Genomic DNA, 14000 nt, shown 5'->3' on the forward strand with positions numbered 1-14000 from the left:
ATTAGGGCATTCTAAGGATAGGAACAAACCGAGCATCTATCGAGCCATGAAACAGTCTATTTTTATCTTAGTTGCCCTCTGGGGTCTGATCGGAACTTTTGGATCTCATGAAAAAGCAAATTCTCAAAATGCACGGATTCAAATTCAAGACGAACAAGCAACAGAAATGGTTGCAGAAATAGTCGCAGAGATAAAGTAAACTGAGTTATTCCCAGTTGGTGAATTGTGCTAACAAGTTTTGAAACGCCTTGCCTCGATGACTAACTTGGCGCTTGAGTTCTGGGGACATCTCTGCAAAAGTTTTTTGGTGTTGAGGAACATAAAAAATAGGGTCGTAACCAAATCCCCCCGAACCCCGAGGAGTGGGTAAAATTTCTCCCGTACAGATTCCTTCAGACGCGATCGCGATGGTACCATCGGGACGAGCGATCGCTACGACGCAGATAAAACGAGCCAGACGATTTTCCCTGTCTCCTAGCTCCCGTAACAGGCGCTCGATGCGATCGCGATCGCTACTACCATAACGAGCAGAATACAACCCCGGAGCGCCTCCCAGAGCATCCACAGCCAATCCGGAGTCATCCGCGATCGCCCATTTTCCCATTGCTTTCGCAACACTTGTCGCCTTCAAACAAGCATTTTCCTGAAAAGTCGTCCCCGTCTCTTCAATCTCCAACTCTGGGGGTTTCAATTCGAGATTAACATCAACCTCCAACAAATGCGCCTGCATCTCCCGCAATTTCCCCGGATTTCCCGTCGCCACAATTAAAGTTTTCATTGTTCACTAATAACTGATAACTAATAACTGATAACTGATTATTTCCGTTCGGGGCGATCGCTATTGGGTAAAAATGCACCGAGTTGATTGATTTTACCAATCATTTGACAGAGGCGAGCGGCATCTTTTTGATTGAATTCAAAAACCAAACGCGGTAAATGTTCTGTCCCATCTCCTCGCTCTCCGGGTAAAACACCACTTTTTTCAATAGTTCCTCGGCTTAAAATATCGCTAAACTCGCGATTGAGAAATTCTACCGAGCCATCGGATAACTCCGAATTTAAACGCATGACAAATTGTTTACCCACATAGCGACTGGAATGGTAAACTCGAAAAAAATCGCTAATAATTTTGCAAGCCAGATCGATATCATCAGTAATGGTATAAATATTTGGATCGTCCGGACTGATTAATCCTTCTTTTAATAAATGCTCGCGGATGTGTTCGTCTAAAGAATTCCAATAGTCGCTCCCCGGTTCGTTAATAAAAACAATGGGAGCCGGTCCATATTTTCCAGTTTGGCAAAGGGTTAAACTTTCAAATGCTTCATCAAGCGTGCCAAATCCTCCTGGAAAAAGTGCGATCGCATCACTTTCCTTGAGAAAAAATAATTTGCGCGTAAAGAAATACTTAAAACTAAGTAACTTATCGTCGCCGCGAATATATTCATTTGACCCTTGTTCAAAAGGGAGATTAATATTCAAGCCAAAAGAATGTTCTCGTCCGGCTCCTTCATTCCCCGCCGCCATAATGCCATCTCCGGCTCCGGTAATGACCATAAAGCCCTGTTGGGTAATTTTACGGGCAAATTCTACCGCCATGTGATAGGACTTGCGATCGCTCGGGGTGCGTGCAGACCCGAAAATACTCACCTTTCGCACGTGACGATAGGGAGATAAACCCGTAAACCCTCGTTCTAAATCTTCTAAAGTTGCCGATAAAATCTTCCAATCCAAGCGATCGATTTCTTCTCCAGTCAAGCGCATTAACACCGCTAATGCTCGCTTAATGTATTTACCATACTCGAGGTCGGGAAGCCGTTCGATCGTGTTCTCTAAGTCTTTTGCCAAAGACTCGGATTCGAGATCGGAAGGAGGGAATACCATAGGAATTGTCAACGCAGCAACTTTCCATTATAGCACCCTGTCCTAGGGTCCCAAAAACACCGAACAACAAAAATGCCCGAGTCTCGAAAGACTGAGGCACTCGATCGGAAAGAATGAAAAGGAAAAGGTAAAACTTGGCAGGGCAAACGCGATCGCGGCATTGACAATTATGCGAGACAGAGTACCCGATACCAATTAGCCGAGATATTTCTCTAAAGTATTGGCAAGCGTGGTTTTGGGCACTGCACCAACCACCATATCAACTCGTTGCCCGCCTTTAAAGATCATCAGGGTCGGAATGCTACGAATCCCATATTGACTGGCAATGTTAGGATTTTCGTCAGTGTTCAGTTTGACGACCTTCACTTGTCCTTCGTATTGAGTGGCGATTTCTTCGACAACGGGGGCAACCATTCGACACGGACCGCACCAAGGAGCCCAGAAATCAACCAGAACGGGAACGTTGCTGTCTAGGACTTCATCTTTAAAAGTACTGTCTGAAACTTCTGCTGGCATAGGGCGGAATTCCTCTAGCTATCAAGTCTTTATATTATCCTAGGCAATTTTATCATAGTCGCAACTCTCAAGCATGAAGGAGGAAGAAGGAAAACACAAAAGCGATCGCGGTTTGTAAAGAAATTTATCATTTCTTGAACATCGGGAACTCTGTCTTCAAGCCTATAATTAGTTTGGTTGTGGGGAATAAGGCGATGAAACAAGCCAAAACGCGGAAGGCGAAAATGCTTGATAAGAAAGCGCCCGAACATCGTTCGGGCGCATTAGTGGTGTGAGGAGTGAACGGAAACATTTGTCTCCGCCTTTTCCATTGTAAGCTACTGCTCTGGTTTTTCCAGAGCATATTTATGCAAAATGAAGATTTGTTGAAAGGGAGTGACTGGTAATTCCCTCACTGGCAAGGAAACCCAAATAGAATCTAGTTGGCAGGGCGATCGCTAATATTGCTTTCTCCTATGAGTTCAACAATCTTAACGTCCAGCTTGTCGGCTAAGGCGTTGGCGGAAATTTGCGGCGATCGCGACGGGCGATACATGACGGCAGCAAACCCTCCGGTATTGTCCCGCCGGAAGGAGATTAAATCCCCCTGAAAGGACATCCCCATAACTTTCATGCCAGCTTTCACGCCGATGGAGTTATCTCCCATGTTTTCGGTAGGCACGATTTGCAATTCTGTCAGTTCGGCGATCGCAATGTCTTTGAGCTTTTCTTGAATTTTGTCGATAATACTTTGTTGCAATTCGGGACTTTCCTTTAAGAGTTGTAAACTAGCGTCAAAAAAAGCAATATCGGCAATTTCTCCCGTAAAGCCAAAAACAACTTCTAAGCTCATGGGATGATAAAACACGAAAAACGCTTGGGGATCGAGGCCGCCTTGTTGAAATTGACTGCTGAGGGCGAGAAATTGTTGAGAAATTTGAGCGGCCATGCTGGGAGGAAGTTCTCGAAACCCCGAGGGTAAATCTTCTAAAGTTAACAGATCGGAAGTTAATGTTGAGGGTTGATTCTCCGCTTCTGCAATTTGCATCGGAGGAACAGCTTGTGCGGGAAGGGCAATGCTGTTTCCCAGTATGGCGATCGCACCCAAGGCGAGTAATGTCTTGTTCATGGGTTGTATTGATAATTGTTTATTGATAACTGTTTGTTGCTCATTGTCTTTTTGTAGCGCATAACAAGCCAAAGCGAATTAACCCGCGTTGGTAGCCGCGACGCATTAAATTGAGGGAAAGGGCTGCTTGTAGGGTCGTCCAGCCAGAATTGAATAAACCGAGGAGAGAACTCGGTTCAAAGGTGGAGTCGATAACCCGATCCCAAAAAGGGGCAACGGCGATCGACCAGTCGTCGGTACGAATGTTTTGCCAACCGCCTCGAGTGGCGATCGCGGCATATTCGGGTAAAGAAATGACATGGGGCAAACAATAGACGCGGTAAATTTCTTCTAGATGTCGTTTTTCATCCCTCGTAAGTTCCCCAGCCAAAGAATTTAAGGGGCGATGGCACCAAGTGGCTAAAATAAAAGTGCCTCCGGGTTGCAAGACGCGGTAACATTCTTGCAAAAATTGGGTTTTATCGGGCATGTGTTCCCCACTTTCTAACGACCAAACGAGGTCGAAAGAATTGCTCTCAAAAGGCATTTCTAGGGCATTGGCAACCTGAAAATCTAAGTTTTGTTCTAATTTGGCGATTTTTCCTCTTTCTGCGGCTCTAGCCGCTTGTACGGGGCTGAGGGTGATTCCGGTAGCACGGGCATTATATTTTTGTGCCAAATAGAGGGTACTACCCCCAATTCCGCAACCCACATCGAGAATATTTTGGGGTTGTTTAATTTTTGCCCAGCCGAGTAATTCTTCAATTAAGTCGATCTGCGCCAGTCGTCGATTGGTTCTATAGTTTCCCGATCGCCCGTAATACCCGTGGTGCATATGCTCGCCCCACACATCTTCCCAGAGTCCGCTCGAGGCATCATAAAATTGGGCAATGCGATCGTTCAAAGTTGAAGAATTCATAGATCGTTAAAATTTTTATAGTTGTCGTTCGGAATTTACAGGCTACGCTTTGTTGTTGAGTTGGGAAATCTCTTGATTCCGAACTCCTCGATCGCTTATCAACTATCAATTATCAATTGTCAAGTATTAAATGAGTTTATTTTTTCACGAACAATTATATCGATCGCCCGAACTGATGGCAAAAATTGCCGATTTTCCGATCGCGATTTGCGGTGCGGGAGCATTGGGGGCAAATTTAACGGACAATTTGGCGCGATCGGGTTTTTCGCAATTAACGGTTATCGATCGCGATCGTATTGAAGAGCGTAATTTATCAACACAGCCCTATTATAAATCCGATGTGGGGGCATATAAAGCCAAGATTTTGACGAATACACTCTATCGCGCCCTTGGGGTTATAGTGGACGGAAAATCCAAGGAATTAACATCAGATAATTGCGCCCAACTTTTGCGTAAAACTAATTTAGTGATTGATACTTTTGATAACAGTTCTTCTCGGCAAGCGGTTAAAGATTATTGTCGGCAAAATAATCTTGCTTGTCTGCATGTCGGTCTTTCTAGCAACTATGCGGAAGTGATTTGGAATGAAAAATATCGCGTTCCTTCTCCCATTAACGACGATATTTGCGATTATCCTTTAGCGCGAAATTTAGTCTTATTGGCTATTGCAATTGCCAGCGAAACAATTATCAAGTTTATTGCAACAGGAGAACAAGAGAATTATACCATTACCCTCAGGGATTTTGCCGTTAAACCTTTTGTTGGCTAAATGACTCTCCATTCAAAATCATGCTAAATTCTTTATCTTTTTTCCTTGCCACTGTCTTACAAATTCTAACTCGCAGTCGTTTCGTTGTCTGGAATCTCTTTTTAGCTTTTATTCCTTTGGCTTTGAGTATTTGGCTGTTTAAAAACGCTCAATCTCGGTCTTGGTTGTGGTGGCTGGGATTGCTGACTTTTATTGCTTTTCTCCCGAATGCTCCTTATGTTTTAACAGACACCGTTCATTTAATTAACTTTATTCGTGCCGGATATTCAATTTGGATTGTAACGTTAGTTTTAATTCCGCAATACACTCTTTTTCTAGGGGCTGGTTTTGGTGCTTATGTTGTCTCGTTAATAAATTTGGGAGATTATCTAAAACGATATAGGAAATCTAGCTTTATTGTTCCTTGCGAACTCCTGCTACACTTTCTCTCTGCTGTCGGGATTTTTTTAGGGCGCTTTCAGCGTTTTAATAGTTGGGATTTTGTCACCAAACCTCTCAATGTTTTTCACACGGGTATTGCTAATTTTTACAATCCCAAGACGGTTTTGATTATTGGCATTACTTTTATGATTTTAACGGTGTTATACTGGCTGGGAAAACAGGTTGCGATCGGGTTGAGTTTGCGATTTCAACAAATGAAAGGAATGCGATTTTAGAATTTTTACACTCAAGCAATGGGCAGATAAAAACGAAATATACTCCCTTTTCCGAGTTCGCTTTCCACTTCAATTTTACCATTTTGTAGCTCAACCAAACGGCGAGTGATAGCCAAACCGATCCCCGTTCCACCCGAGTAGCGCGATCGCGATCGATCGGCACGCCAAAATCGTTCAAAGACAAAGGGTAAATCTTTCTCCGCAATTCCTACTCCCGTATCCTCGATCGCCAGCCAAATCACCTCGCGATCGCGCCATCCTTTGACGGTAATTGAACCTTTTTCAGTATAATGTAAGGCGTTACCCAGTAAGTTAACCAATACTTGCTCGATGCGATCGAGATCGGCAGTCACCGGAGGAAGATCGGCGGCGTATTCTAACTGTAACCTTGGGCTATCTTCCATTAATTGATCCGCAAAACGCTCCACCAAAGATGTTAATAAAGGATATAAATTTACTGCTTGTAAATGAATGGGTAAATATCCTGCTTCTGCTTTAGAAAGCTCTTGCAGATCGCTCGTTAATCGTTCTAATCGTTTGGTTTCTCGGACTAAACGTAAATATAATTCGGGAGATGGTGCGATCGCATTATCGGCAAGTTCTTCTAAGTATCCTCGCATGACAGTTAAAGGCGATCGCAATTCGTGAGTTAGATCGCTAATTAATTCTCTGCGTCTTTGTTCTACGCCTTCTAAACTGTTCGCCATGCGATTAAAACTCATAGCGAGTTCATTTAATTCAGGAATATCGCTGGCTGGCATTCGTTCTTTTAAATTACCCGAGGCAAATTTTTGTGTAATTTGCTGCATGCTATTTAAAGGCTGAGTAATCCGTTGAGCAAACCAATAACTCAATCCTCCTGCTGCACTAATTCCAACGGCAAAAGACCAAAAAGTACCGCTATCTAATGCACTTTGAAAACCATTAATTAAATAAGTCCTTGCCGAACGAACAGTTAAAAACCCTCGTCTTTCTAACTGTTCCAAACGCAATACAAAAAAACGAGGGGAAGAATATTTGACAATTGCCACAAATGTCCCCAGTCCAAAAATAATAACGAGGATATGAGAACAAAATAGACGATTTCTTAAATTGAATTTACTCATTTATTTGGTTATTAGTTATTAGAAATCATTCTCTATTTCTTATCTGATGACTGGTGATTAATTAGTAAGCGGCCAAACAAAATGTCCTGTTCGATCGATATAGCCAATTTTACCATTAATTTCAACTCGTGCTAATCCATCGAAAAAATCACTTGCACCCTGAAACTGAGGAAGAATAATCAACTCTTCTTTTGAGTTGATAAAGCCGATTTTTTGACCGTGTTTAATTCGAGCGAGTCCTTCGGAAAAATCCCAGACAGCATTGTATTTAGGATAAATAACAATCTCTCCTTTTGTATCGATAAAACCCCATTTTTGCCCTAACGCAATCGTTGCAAATCCTTCAGAAAAATCGCCTCCTTCTTCAAATTGAGGCTCGATAACAACCTCCCCTCTTGTGTTGATATATCCGACCCGATCCCTCGATACAATATAAGCTAATCCTTCGGAAAAGTTCCCTACTCGCTCAAATTGAGGCGCGATTGCAACATCTCCTTTTTCATTAAGAAAACCCCATTTCCCATTGACTTTAATGGCTGCAAATCCTTCTTGGAAGGGCAAAATACGGTCAAAACTAGGCGTAACTACTATTGCTCCAGTTTTATCGATTAATCCCCAGCGATCGCCGAGTTTAATCGGGGCTAATTCTCTGGTATTAAAGTCTAACGCATCGTCAAATCTTGCTTCAATCATAATCTCTCCATTGCGATCGATGAAGCCCCATTTTTCCTCATTTTTAACGGCTGCAAATCCTTGAGAGAAATCGCGCACCGCATCAAATTGCAACGCGATCGCAATCTCTCCTGATAGATTGATAAAACCGCTTTTTCCGGCTTGACTAACTTGTGCTAATCCGGCAAAAAATTCGCCAATATGCTCGAATTGCGGTTCAACAATAATATTTCCTTGGCGATCGATCAGTCCACCTTTGCCTGCGATCGCGATCGTTGCCACCCCTTCTGAAAATCGCCTTGCTGCCAAGGAAAACATAAATTGAGGCTCAATGACAAGATTTCCTTCTTTGTCGATATAACCCAATTTTCCATCTTTGAGAATGGGAAAATATTCTCTCTGTTCGCTGTTCTGTTCTGTAGATGGCAATGATTCTTCAAGTTGGGAAGTTTGTGCTAAAGTAAGTTGGGGAAGAAATCCAAAAATTGTCAAGATAAAAAGTAGTGAAATTGAATGATTCATGATTAAAATTAAGTAAAAGAGAGCGCCAAGCAATTTCTGCTTCTGAAAACATCCAGACTCGAACTCTATTGATGTTACACTAAAGCCAATTGATTTTGCATTAACTTTCCAGACAAATACTATCAGTATAGCAATAATTTTCGATTTTGAAGCTAATGATTTTGAGTTTTCAATTTTGAGGTGTTTATGCGAATTTCTTTCGATAAATTAATGCACTTTGTTGTGGGTGCTGGCGTTGGCTGGAGTTACTGGCAACTTCTCGAACGCTATGCTAAAATAGGCGTTCGCTATTTCAATCCCTTTATCTTTATTCTTGCCACGATCTGGGGAGCAAGTGGATTATTCTTTTTTCGCTTACTCCACATCCCAATCTTAGAAAGTCAGTTTTTTTATATGGCAATTCCCGACTGGGATATTCCTTTATATAAAGTAACCAAATTTTCTTTTCTTTTGCATCGCAGTTGGCTTTTTCATTCAGTTTTGCTTCCTATCGGGTTATTAATCATGAGTTTTGTCGGAATGCAGCAAAAGCAACTGATAACACTATTTAGGTGGTTGCGAGATGCTGCGATCGCACTCTGCGTCGGGATGTCCGCACATTTAATTTGGGATGCACTGCTTTCGGAAACCAAACGCGGTTTTTTCATTCGCGGTTGGAATCATTCCGAGTCTCTGATTTGGTTATTTGCCAATCTTGCGATCGGCTTTGGCGTACCTTTTATTGTCATTCATTTGTTCAAACCCTCGGAATAGCTTATTCTCTTAATATTATGCAGCGTTACTTATTAGTTCTCAAGTTATTTTGGAGTACTGCGATCGCAGCAGAACTCGAATATCGTTTAAATTTTCTCATTGCTACCCTGAGCAGTTTAACCAACCTTTCTGGTAGTTTATTTGGTCTATTCTTATTTTATCGGACTGGCTATGAATTTAAGGGCTGGAACTGGGAAGAAGCCTTAATTATCTTGGGTGTTTTCACCTTTCTGCGAGGATTTTCAGCCACATTTCTCATTCCCAATCTTAACAAAATTGTCGAGCAAGTTCAAGAAGGAACATTGGATTTTGTCTTACTCAAACCGATTAGCAGTCAATTTTGGCTCTCAGCAAGAACAGTCTCTCCTTGGGGTTTACCCGATCTGATTTTTGGTGCAATAATTGTTCTTTATTCTGGCTCGCGTCTTGGCTTAAATCCGAGCAATTATTTATTCAGTTTAATTCCCATTTTCTTTGGTACAGTTATTTTATATAGCCTTTGGTTTATGTTGGGAGCAACCAGTATTTGGTTTGTTAAAATTTATAATGTCACGGAAGTTTTACGCGGCTTATTAGAGGCTGGGCGTTTTCCAATGGTCGCTTATCCAGCCTTATATCGTTTTGTTTTTACCTTTATTATCCCTGTTGCTTTTTTAACAACCATTCCTTCGCAAACTCTCCTCGATCGCGTTGAATTTTCATGGATATTCGGCTCGGGAATTTTAGCCATTGTCCTTCTCTATTGTTCTCATCGATTTTGGCGATTTGCCACCCGTTTTTATACCAGTGCTTCGAGTTAGCTGTTTTCTAGCCTATTAACAGTACCAAGATTACTAATTATGCGGATGACGAAATCTAACATTTTTGTTCACAGTCGCGATCGCATCTTCCCTCTCGAGAGATAATAAAAGACTGTTCAAATCGAGAAAGAAACCATGACAGCAGTGCAAAATAAGATTAAAGTCGGTGTATTGGGATTTGGAGGGTTAGGACAAGCCGCCGCAAAAGTCCTCGCACCCAAACGGGAAATGATATTAGTTGCCGCCGCCGATCGCAAAGGTTATGCTTACAATCCGGCGGGACTGGATGCAGATACTTGCAGTCAAATCTATCGAGAAAAAGATTCCTTGGGCTATCTCGAACCTCACGGAACTCTCAGTAACAATAGTATTCAAGATTTGTTAGAAAAAGCTGACGTTGACGGCTATTTTCTCGCTCTCCCTAATTTACCTAACACGTTTATGGCTTCCGTTGCTCAACAATTCATCGATGCGGGATGGAAAGGGGTGCTGGTAGATGCCCTCAAACGCACCTCTGCAATGGAACAAGTGCTAGAAATGCGAGAATCCCTCAAAGCGGCTGGAATCACCTATATGGCGGGATGTGGGGCAACTCCGGGGTTATTGACGGCGGTGGCAGCGATCGCGGCGCAAAGTTATGCAGAGATACATGATGTTACCATTACTTTCGGTGTCGGAATTGCTAACTGGGAGGCATATCGCGCCACCATTCGCGAGGATATTGCCCATTTACCGGGGTTTGATGTGGAAAAAGCGAGGGCAATGAGTGATGCAGAAGTTGAGGCATTCTTAGACAAAACCAAAGGTATTCTCACTTTAGAAAACATGGAACACGCCGACGATATCATGTTGGAATTGGGGGGGATTTGCAGCCGCGATCGCGTTACGGTTGGCGGGGTTGTCGATACTCGCAATGCCAAGAAACCTCTCAGCACCAATGTTAAAGTCACGGGACGCACCTTTGAAGGGAAAATTTCCACCCATACCTTTACATTAGGTAATGAAACCAGTATGGCGGCGAATGTTTGCGGACCCGCTTTCGGATATTTGAAAGCCGGAGTTTCTTTACATCGTCAAGGGTTGTCTGGCTTGTTTACGGCGGCGGAAATCATGCCTCAATTTGTAAAATAATCTTGAGTGTGCGGGCAATATTTTAGCGATCGGCGATCTAATCATATTGTCCGCACAACAGAAGAAATTACTAAGTGATGATTCGATAGTCATTTCGTTTCTTCATCCCCATACTCGCTTAACCGGATAAGCATCAAAAAATGAATCTCGACTGATTAAAGGAAGCGATCGCTATCAAATTGTCACTTCTCTAGGACAAGGAGGAATGGGAACGACTTACGCTGCTGTCGATGAAGAATTTACACCTCTACCTTTACAATTATCTCGTGAAGAGTTAATCGATCGCTTTCCTCATCAATAATTAATAATGCCCATTACCGGAACAACAAAATTATTAGGGGTCATTGGCGACCCAGTAGAACATTCTCTCTCTCCTGCCATGCACAACGCCGCGATCGCGCATCTGGGGCTAGATTATGTGTATCTACCCTTTCCCATCCAAAAGGAAAATTTAGCCAAAGCCTTAGACGGGTTTGCGGCGATCGCCCTAGTCGGATTTAATATTACTATTCCCCACAAACAGGTGATTATTTCGCTTCTGGCTGAAGTTTCTCCTGTAGCCAAGGCGATCGGCGCGGTGAATACGGTTTGGCGAAGTTCAAAAGGGTGGGAAGGAACGAATACCGATGCGATCGGGTTTATTGCTCCTTTAAAAGAACTGAAACGCGATTGGGGTAATATTACGCCTGTTATTTTAGGAAATGGCGGTGCGGCGCGGGCGGTTGTCGCTGGGTGCTTCGAGTTGGGCTGCTCAGAAATTCGCGTTGTGGGACGCGATCGCGCCAAGTTGGACAATTTCAAACTAAGTTGGCAAGATACGCCCTTTGCTGACTCTGTACGGGTGTATCTGTGGGATGAATTACCGGCATTGGTATCGTCAACTCAGCTTTTAGTCAATTCTACGCCCGTCGGAATGTCTCCTCATAGCGATCGCTCTCCCGTAGATGAAGCTGCATTCAAACAATTACCCGACGGTGCGATCGCTTACGATCTCATTTATACTCCCAGTCCCACGCGCTTTCTACAATTAGCAAAAAATGGCGGGGCTGTGGCGATCGATGGGAGTGAAATGTTAGTCCAGCAAGGTGCGGCGGCGTTACAACTTTGGTTGCAGCAACCCATCCCCGCAAATATTATGCGTCAAGCATTATTAGAGAAATGACAAGGAAAATAAAAACCCAATCGTGGCTTTTTTTCTCATTTTTTATTGATAATGACTCAGGGAAAAGAGGGATGAAATTTCACCCCTCTTGCTGCAAGTATTCAAGATTAAATCGCTTAAATTCCTTGCACTTCCCCTTTAATGACAAATCGTGCTAACCAGAGACAAAGAGCAGCATTCACGAGTAAGAAAATTGAGGCGAAAATGCCCGAGCCAATGCCCCAAATAACCGGAGACAGGAAGGCACTCACGGTCAAACAAGAAGCAACGCCTAAAGTCGTACCGATCGCAAACCATTTCCACCGAGGATGACCGAGGAATAGGACAATTAAACCCGCCGGAATTAAAATACTGGCAAAGAAAGGATTGAAGGTCGAACCGCCTTGAATGGCGGTGCCGAGTTCGGGAATAGAACTGCCTAAAACCCGAAACGGTGCTTGAGGCAAGTCAAAGATATAAAATCCCCGCAGGAAAAAGAGTCCCGAACTTCCTGCGACTAAACCGCTACCCAGCCACCAATTCCAACTGAACGGGAAATAGTTGCGTAACAGCCAAGCCAGTAAATAAGAACCAATCACCATAGCCAGTTTGGGCAGCAATGCGATCGCACCACCATCAAACCAGAAACGCAGATTCAAATAACCATTATCTCGCAACCATCGGAAGAAGTCTTTAAAGGTAATTTTACCTTTGAGGGCGAGTTGGACGGCGGCACCAGCATCCAATTGTCCCGCACCAAAGTGGTTTAAGTCATCTTCTTCAACTTTGCGGGCGGATTGCTTGAGAATCTCGTAAATTTCTGCGGGTTCTTCGATCCCTTCCGCTTTCAATAAAGCCGCCACCCCAGCAACGTGAGGGGAAGCCATACTCGTTCCCTGAAGTTCAACAAATATTGACTCTCCAGTGTTGGGATCGATCGTATTTTGCAGAATTTTTCCCTGTTCGCTCCCTCCCGGTGCGGAAATGTCTACCCCTGCACCATAGTTAGAATAAGGGGCTTTCACACCGGCAGGGTCTAAAGCCGAAACGCTGAGAACTCTCGGATAGCGGGCGGGATAGGAAGAGGCGTTGCGATTTTCATTCCCGGCGGCGGCAATAATGGCCACGCCCTTGTTATAAGCGTAGGCGATCGCATCATCAAGGAGTTTGCTTTCACCACCTCCCCCGAGGCTCATATTAATCACGTCTGCGCCATTATCGGCGGCAAACCGAATGCCCTCGGCAATATCAGAGACCGTACCCCCTCCACTGGCAGCAAGAACCTTAATCGGCATAATTTTGGCTTTGTAGGCAACGCCTGCAACTCCATAGCCATTATTGGTAGACTGAGCGACGGTTCCGGCGACATGAGTCCCATGACCTTGATCGTCGCTTGCATCAACTTTATCGTTAACAAAGTCATAGCCTTTGACAAATTCCGTCTCTTTAAGATCGGGAACTTTACTGACTCCCGTATCGATGACTGCGACGACGGAGCCTTCTCCCTTGGTTTCCGCCCACGCCTGCTCGATGTTAATGTTTTGGAAGTTCCACTGTTTGCTGTAATCGGGATCGTTAGGACGTTCGAGGGTGTGATAGACGTAGTTGGGTTCGATATATTCCGTCGCCGATCGCAATAATTTAGATTTTCTCAGTGCCTTGAGGGTTTGTTTGTCCCCTTCAATGATGTAAACGCGATCGCTTTGGGAAAATTCGCTGTTTAAATGGGGGGTAACGCTGTAATTTGTCGCGATCGCGTCCAATTCTTGGAGAATTTCCGTTTTGTCAACATTATTCTCAAAATCGAGAACAATGGAGCTATATTCTCCTTTATTGGCTAGACCTTTGAAGTTCCATAAGGCAATACTGATACCGATGATAAAAAGGCAAAATAGCAAAAATTTTTTCATAGCGGCAAGCTCATTTCAATGAACAATGAACAATGAACAATGGCAACTCGTGGGAAGGCTGGCACAACTCATTGTTCGGTTTTGGGTCGGGCTATCTTACAGGATAGCTCATACTCATCTTTCGTCGGGGGCGA

General features: G+C 43.6%; 15 protein-coding genes. 7 read left to right on the top strand and 8 right to left on the bottom strand.

Annotation, left to right across the window (positions count from 1 at the left end):
- The first annotated feature begins 46 nt into the window (after positions 1-46).
- Entirely contained in the window at positions 47-199 is a 153-nt protein-coding gene (locus AC6RV6_RS19345; protein WP_500242516.1) for a hypothetical protein, read from the top strand.
- A gap of 6 nt (positions 200-205) precedes the next feature.
- On the opposite strand, the gene rdgB is transcribed toward AC6RV6_RS19345, so the two are convergent.
- The 5 genes from rdgB to AC6RV6_RS19370 all read right to left on the bottom strand — a co-directional run bounded on the left by rdgB (position 206) and on the right by AC6RV6_RS19370 (position 4406).
- A complete protein-coding gene (rdgB, locus tag AC6RV6_RS19350) occupies positions 206-778 on the bottom strand; it encodes an RdgB/HAM1 family non-canonical purine NTP pyrophosphatase (RefSeq protein WP_500242517.1) in 573 nt (190 codons plus the stop codon).
- Between the two features lie 38 nt (positions 779-816).
- A complete protein-coding gene (locus tag AC6RV6_RS19355; protein WP_500242518.1) occupies positions 817-1884 on the bottom strand; it encodes an LOG family protein in 1068 nt (355 codons plus the stop codon).
- 195 nt (positions 1885-2079) lie between these two features.
- Complete coding sequence (gene trxA / locus AC6RV6_RS19360) at positions 2080-2400, bottom strand: thioredoxin (protein WP_500242519.1); 321 nt, start codon at positions 2398-2400, stop codon at positions 2080-2082.
- 418 nt (positions 2401-2818) lie between these two features.
- Complete coding sequence (locus AC6RV6_RS19365) at positions 2819-3508, bottom strand: hypothetical protein (protein WP_500242520.1); 690 nt, start codon at positions 3506-3508, stop codon at positions 2819-2821.
- A gap of 40 nt (positions 3509-3548) precedes the next feature.
- Complete coding sequence (locus AC6RV6_RS19370; protein WP_500242521.1) at positions 3549-4406, bottom strand: methyltransferase domain-containing protein; 858 nt, start codon at positions 4404-4406, stop codon at positions 3549-3551.
- A 130-nt stretch (positions 4407-4536) separates the two neighbouring features.
- On the opposite strand from AC6RV6_RS19370, the gene AC6RV6_RS19375 reads away from it, so the two are divergent.
- Together AC6RV6_RS19375 and AC6RV6_RS19380 are read left to right on the top strand one after the other, a co-directional pair.
- Positions 4537-5175 carry a ThiF family adenylyltransferase gene (locus tag AC6RV6_RS19375; protein WP_500242522.1) on the top strand — a complete coding sequence of 213 codons (639 nt, stop codon included), beginning with the start codon at positions 4537-4539 and terminating at the stop codon, positions 5173-5175.
- 20 nt (positions 5176-5195) lie between these two features.
- The gene (locus AC6RV6_RS19380; protein ID WP_500242523.1) at positions 5196-5831 is read left to right on the top strand and encodes a DUF1361 domain-containing protein; all 636 of its coding nucleotides are present in this window, start codon (positions 5196-5198) and stop codon (positions 5829-5831) included.
- A gap of 11 nt (positions 5832-5842) precedes the next feature.
- Here the strand turns inward: AC6RV6_RS19380 and AC6RV6_RS19385 are convergent, their stop codons facing one another.
- Together AC6RV6_RS19385 and AC6RV6_RS19390 are read right to left on the bottom strand one after the other, a co-directional pair.
- On the bottom strand, positions 5843-6937 hold the full coding sequence (locus tag AC6RV6_RS19385; protein WP_500242524.1) for a sensor histidine kinase: 1095 nt from the start codon (positions 6935-6937) through the stop codon (positions 5843-5845).
- A gap of 57 nt (positions 6938-6994) precedes the next feature.
- A complete protein-coding gene (locus AC6RV6_RS19390) occupies positions 6995-8131 on the bottom strand; it encodes a WG repeat-containing protein (RefSeq protein WP_500242525.1) in 1137 nt (378 codons plus the stop codon).
- A gap of 186 nt (positions 8132-8317) precedes the next feature.
- Between AC6RV6_RS19390 and AC6RV6_RS19395 the strand changes: the two genes are divergently transcribed.
- The 4 genes from AC6RV6_RS19395 to AC6RV6_RS19410 all read left to right on the top strand — a co-directional run bounded on the left by AC6RV6_RS19395 (position 8318) and on the right by AC6RV6_RS19410 (position 11977).
- A complete protein-coding gene (locus AC6RV6_RS19395) occupies positions 8318-8884 on the top strand; it encodes a hypothetical protein (RefSeq protein WP_500242526.1) in 567 nt (188 codons plus the stop codon).
- Positions 8885-8901: 17 nt separating this feature from the next.
- Complete coding sequence (locus AC6RV6_RS19400) at positions 8902-9684, top strand: ABC transporter permease (protein ID WP_500242527.1); 783 nt, start codon at positions 8902-8904, stop codon at positions 9682-9684.
- Positions 9685-9819: 135 nt separating this feature from the next.
- Positions 9820-10815 carry a (S)-8-amino-7-oxononanoate synthase BioU gene (gene bioU / locus AC6RV6_RS19405; protein WP_500242528.1) on the top strand — a complete coding sequence of 332 codons (996 nt, stop codon included), beginning with the start codon at positions 9820-9822 and terminating at the stop codon, positions 10813-10815.
- 307 nt (positions 10816-11122) lie between these two features.
- Entirely contained in the window at positions 11123-11977 is an 855-nt protein-coding gene (locus tag AC6RV6_RS19410; RefSeq protein ID WP_500242529.1) for a shikimate dehydrogenase, read from the top strand.
- A 116-nt stretch (positions 11978-12093) separates the two neighbouring features.
- On the opposite strand, the gene AC6RV6_RS19415 is transcribed toward AC6RV6_RS19410, so the two are convergent.
- Positions 12094-13866, bottom strand: a complete 1773-nt coding sequence (locus AC6RV6_RS19415) for a S8 family peptidase (RefSeq protein ID WP_500242530.1) — start codon at positions 13864-13866, stop codon at positions 12094-12096.
- Positions 13867-14000 lie beyond the last annotated feature (134 nt).

The organism is Spirulina sp. LEGE 11439, from assembly GCF_059821285.1.

Bases quoted from the DNA above. Each gene is read 5' to 3' on its own strand.
- AC6RV6_RS19345 (WP_500242516.1), top strand. From the start codon at position 47: ATGAAACAGTCTATTTTTATCTTAGTTGCCCTCTGGGGTCTGATCGGA.
- rdgB (WP_500242517.1), bottom strand. From the start codon at position 778: ATGAAAACTTTAATTGTGGCGACGGGAAATCCGGGGAAATTGCGGGAG.
- AC6RV6_RS19355 (WP_500242518.1), bottom strand. From the start codon at position 1,884: ATGGTATTCCCTCCTTCCGATCTCGAATCCGAGTCTTTGGCAAAAGAC.
- trxA (WP_500242519.1), bottom strand. From the start codon at position 2,400: ATGCCAGCAGAAGTTTCAGACAGTACTTTTAAAGATGAAGTCCTAGAC.
- AC6RV6_RS19365 (WP_500242520.1), bottom strand. From the start codon at position 3,508: ATGAACAAGACATTACTCGCCTTGGGTGCGATCGCCATACTGGGAAAC.
- AC6RV6_RS19370 (WP_500242521.1), bottom strand. From the start codon at position 4,406: ATGAATTCTTCAACTTTGAACGATCGCATTGCCCAATTTTATGATGCC.
- AC6RV6_RS19375 (WP_500242522.1), top strand. From the start codon at position 4,537: ATGAGTTTATTTTTTCACGAACAATTATATCGATCGCCCGAACTGATG.
- AC6RV6_RS19380 (WP_500242523.1), top strand. From the start codon at position 5,196: ATGCTAAATTCTTTATCTTTTTTCCTTGCCACTGTCTTACAAATTCTA.
- AC6RV6_RS19385 (WP_500242524.1), bottom strand. From the start codon at position 6,937: ATGAGTAAATTCAATTTAAGAAATCGTCTATTTTGTTCTCATATCCTC.
- AC6RV6_RS19390 (WP_500242525.1), bottom strand. From the start codon at position 8,131: ATGAATCATTCAATTTCACTACTTTTTATCTTGACAATTTTTGGATTT.
- AC6RV6_RS19395 (WP_500242526.1), top strand. From the start codon at position 8,318: ATGCGAATTTCTTTCGATAAATTAATGCACTTTGTTGTGGGTGCTGGC.
- AC6RV6_RS19400 (WP_500242527.1), top strand. From the start codon at position 8,902: ATGCAGCGTTACTTATTAGTTCTCAAGTTATTTTGGAGTACTGCGATC.
- bioU (WP_500242528.1), top strand. From the start codon at position 9,820: ATGACAGCAGTGCAAAATAAGATTAAAGTCGGTGTATTGGGATTTGGA.
- AC6RV6_RS19410 (WP_500242529.1), top strand. From the start codon at position 11,123: ATGCCCATTACCGGAACAACAAAATTATTAGGGGTCATTGGCGACCCA.
- AC6RV6_RS19415 (WP_500242530.1), bottom strand. From the start codon at position 13,866: ATGAAAAAATTTTTGCTATTTTGCCTTTTTATCATCGGTATCAGTATT.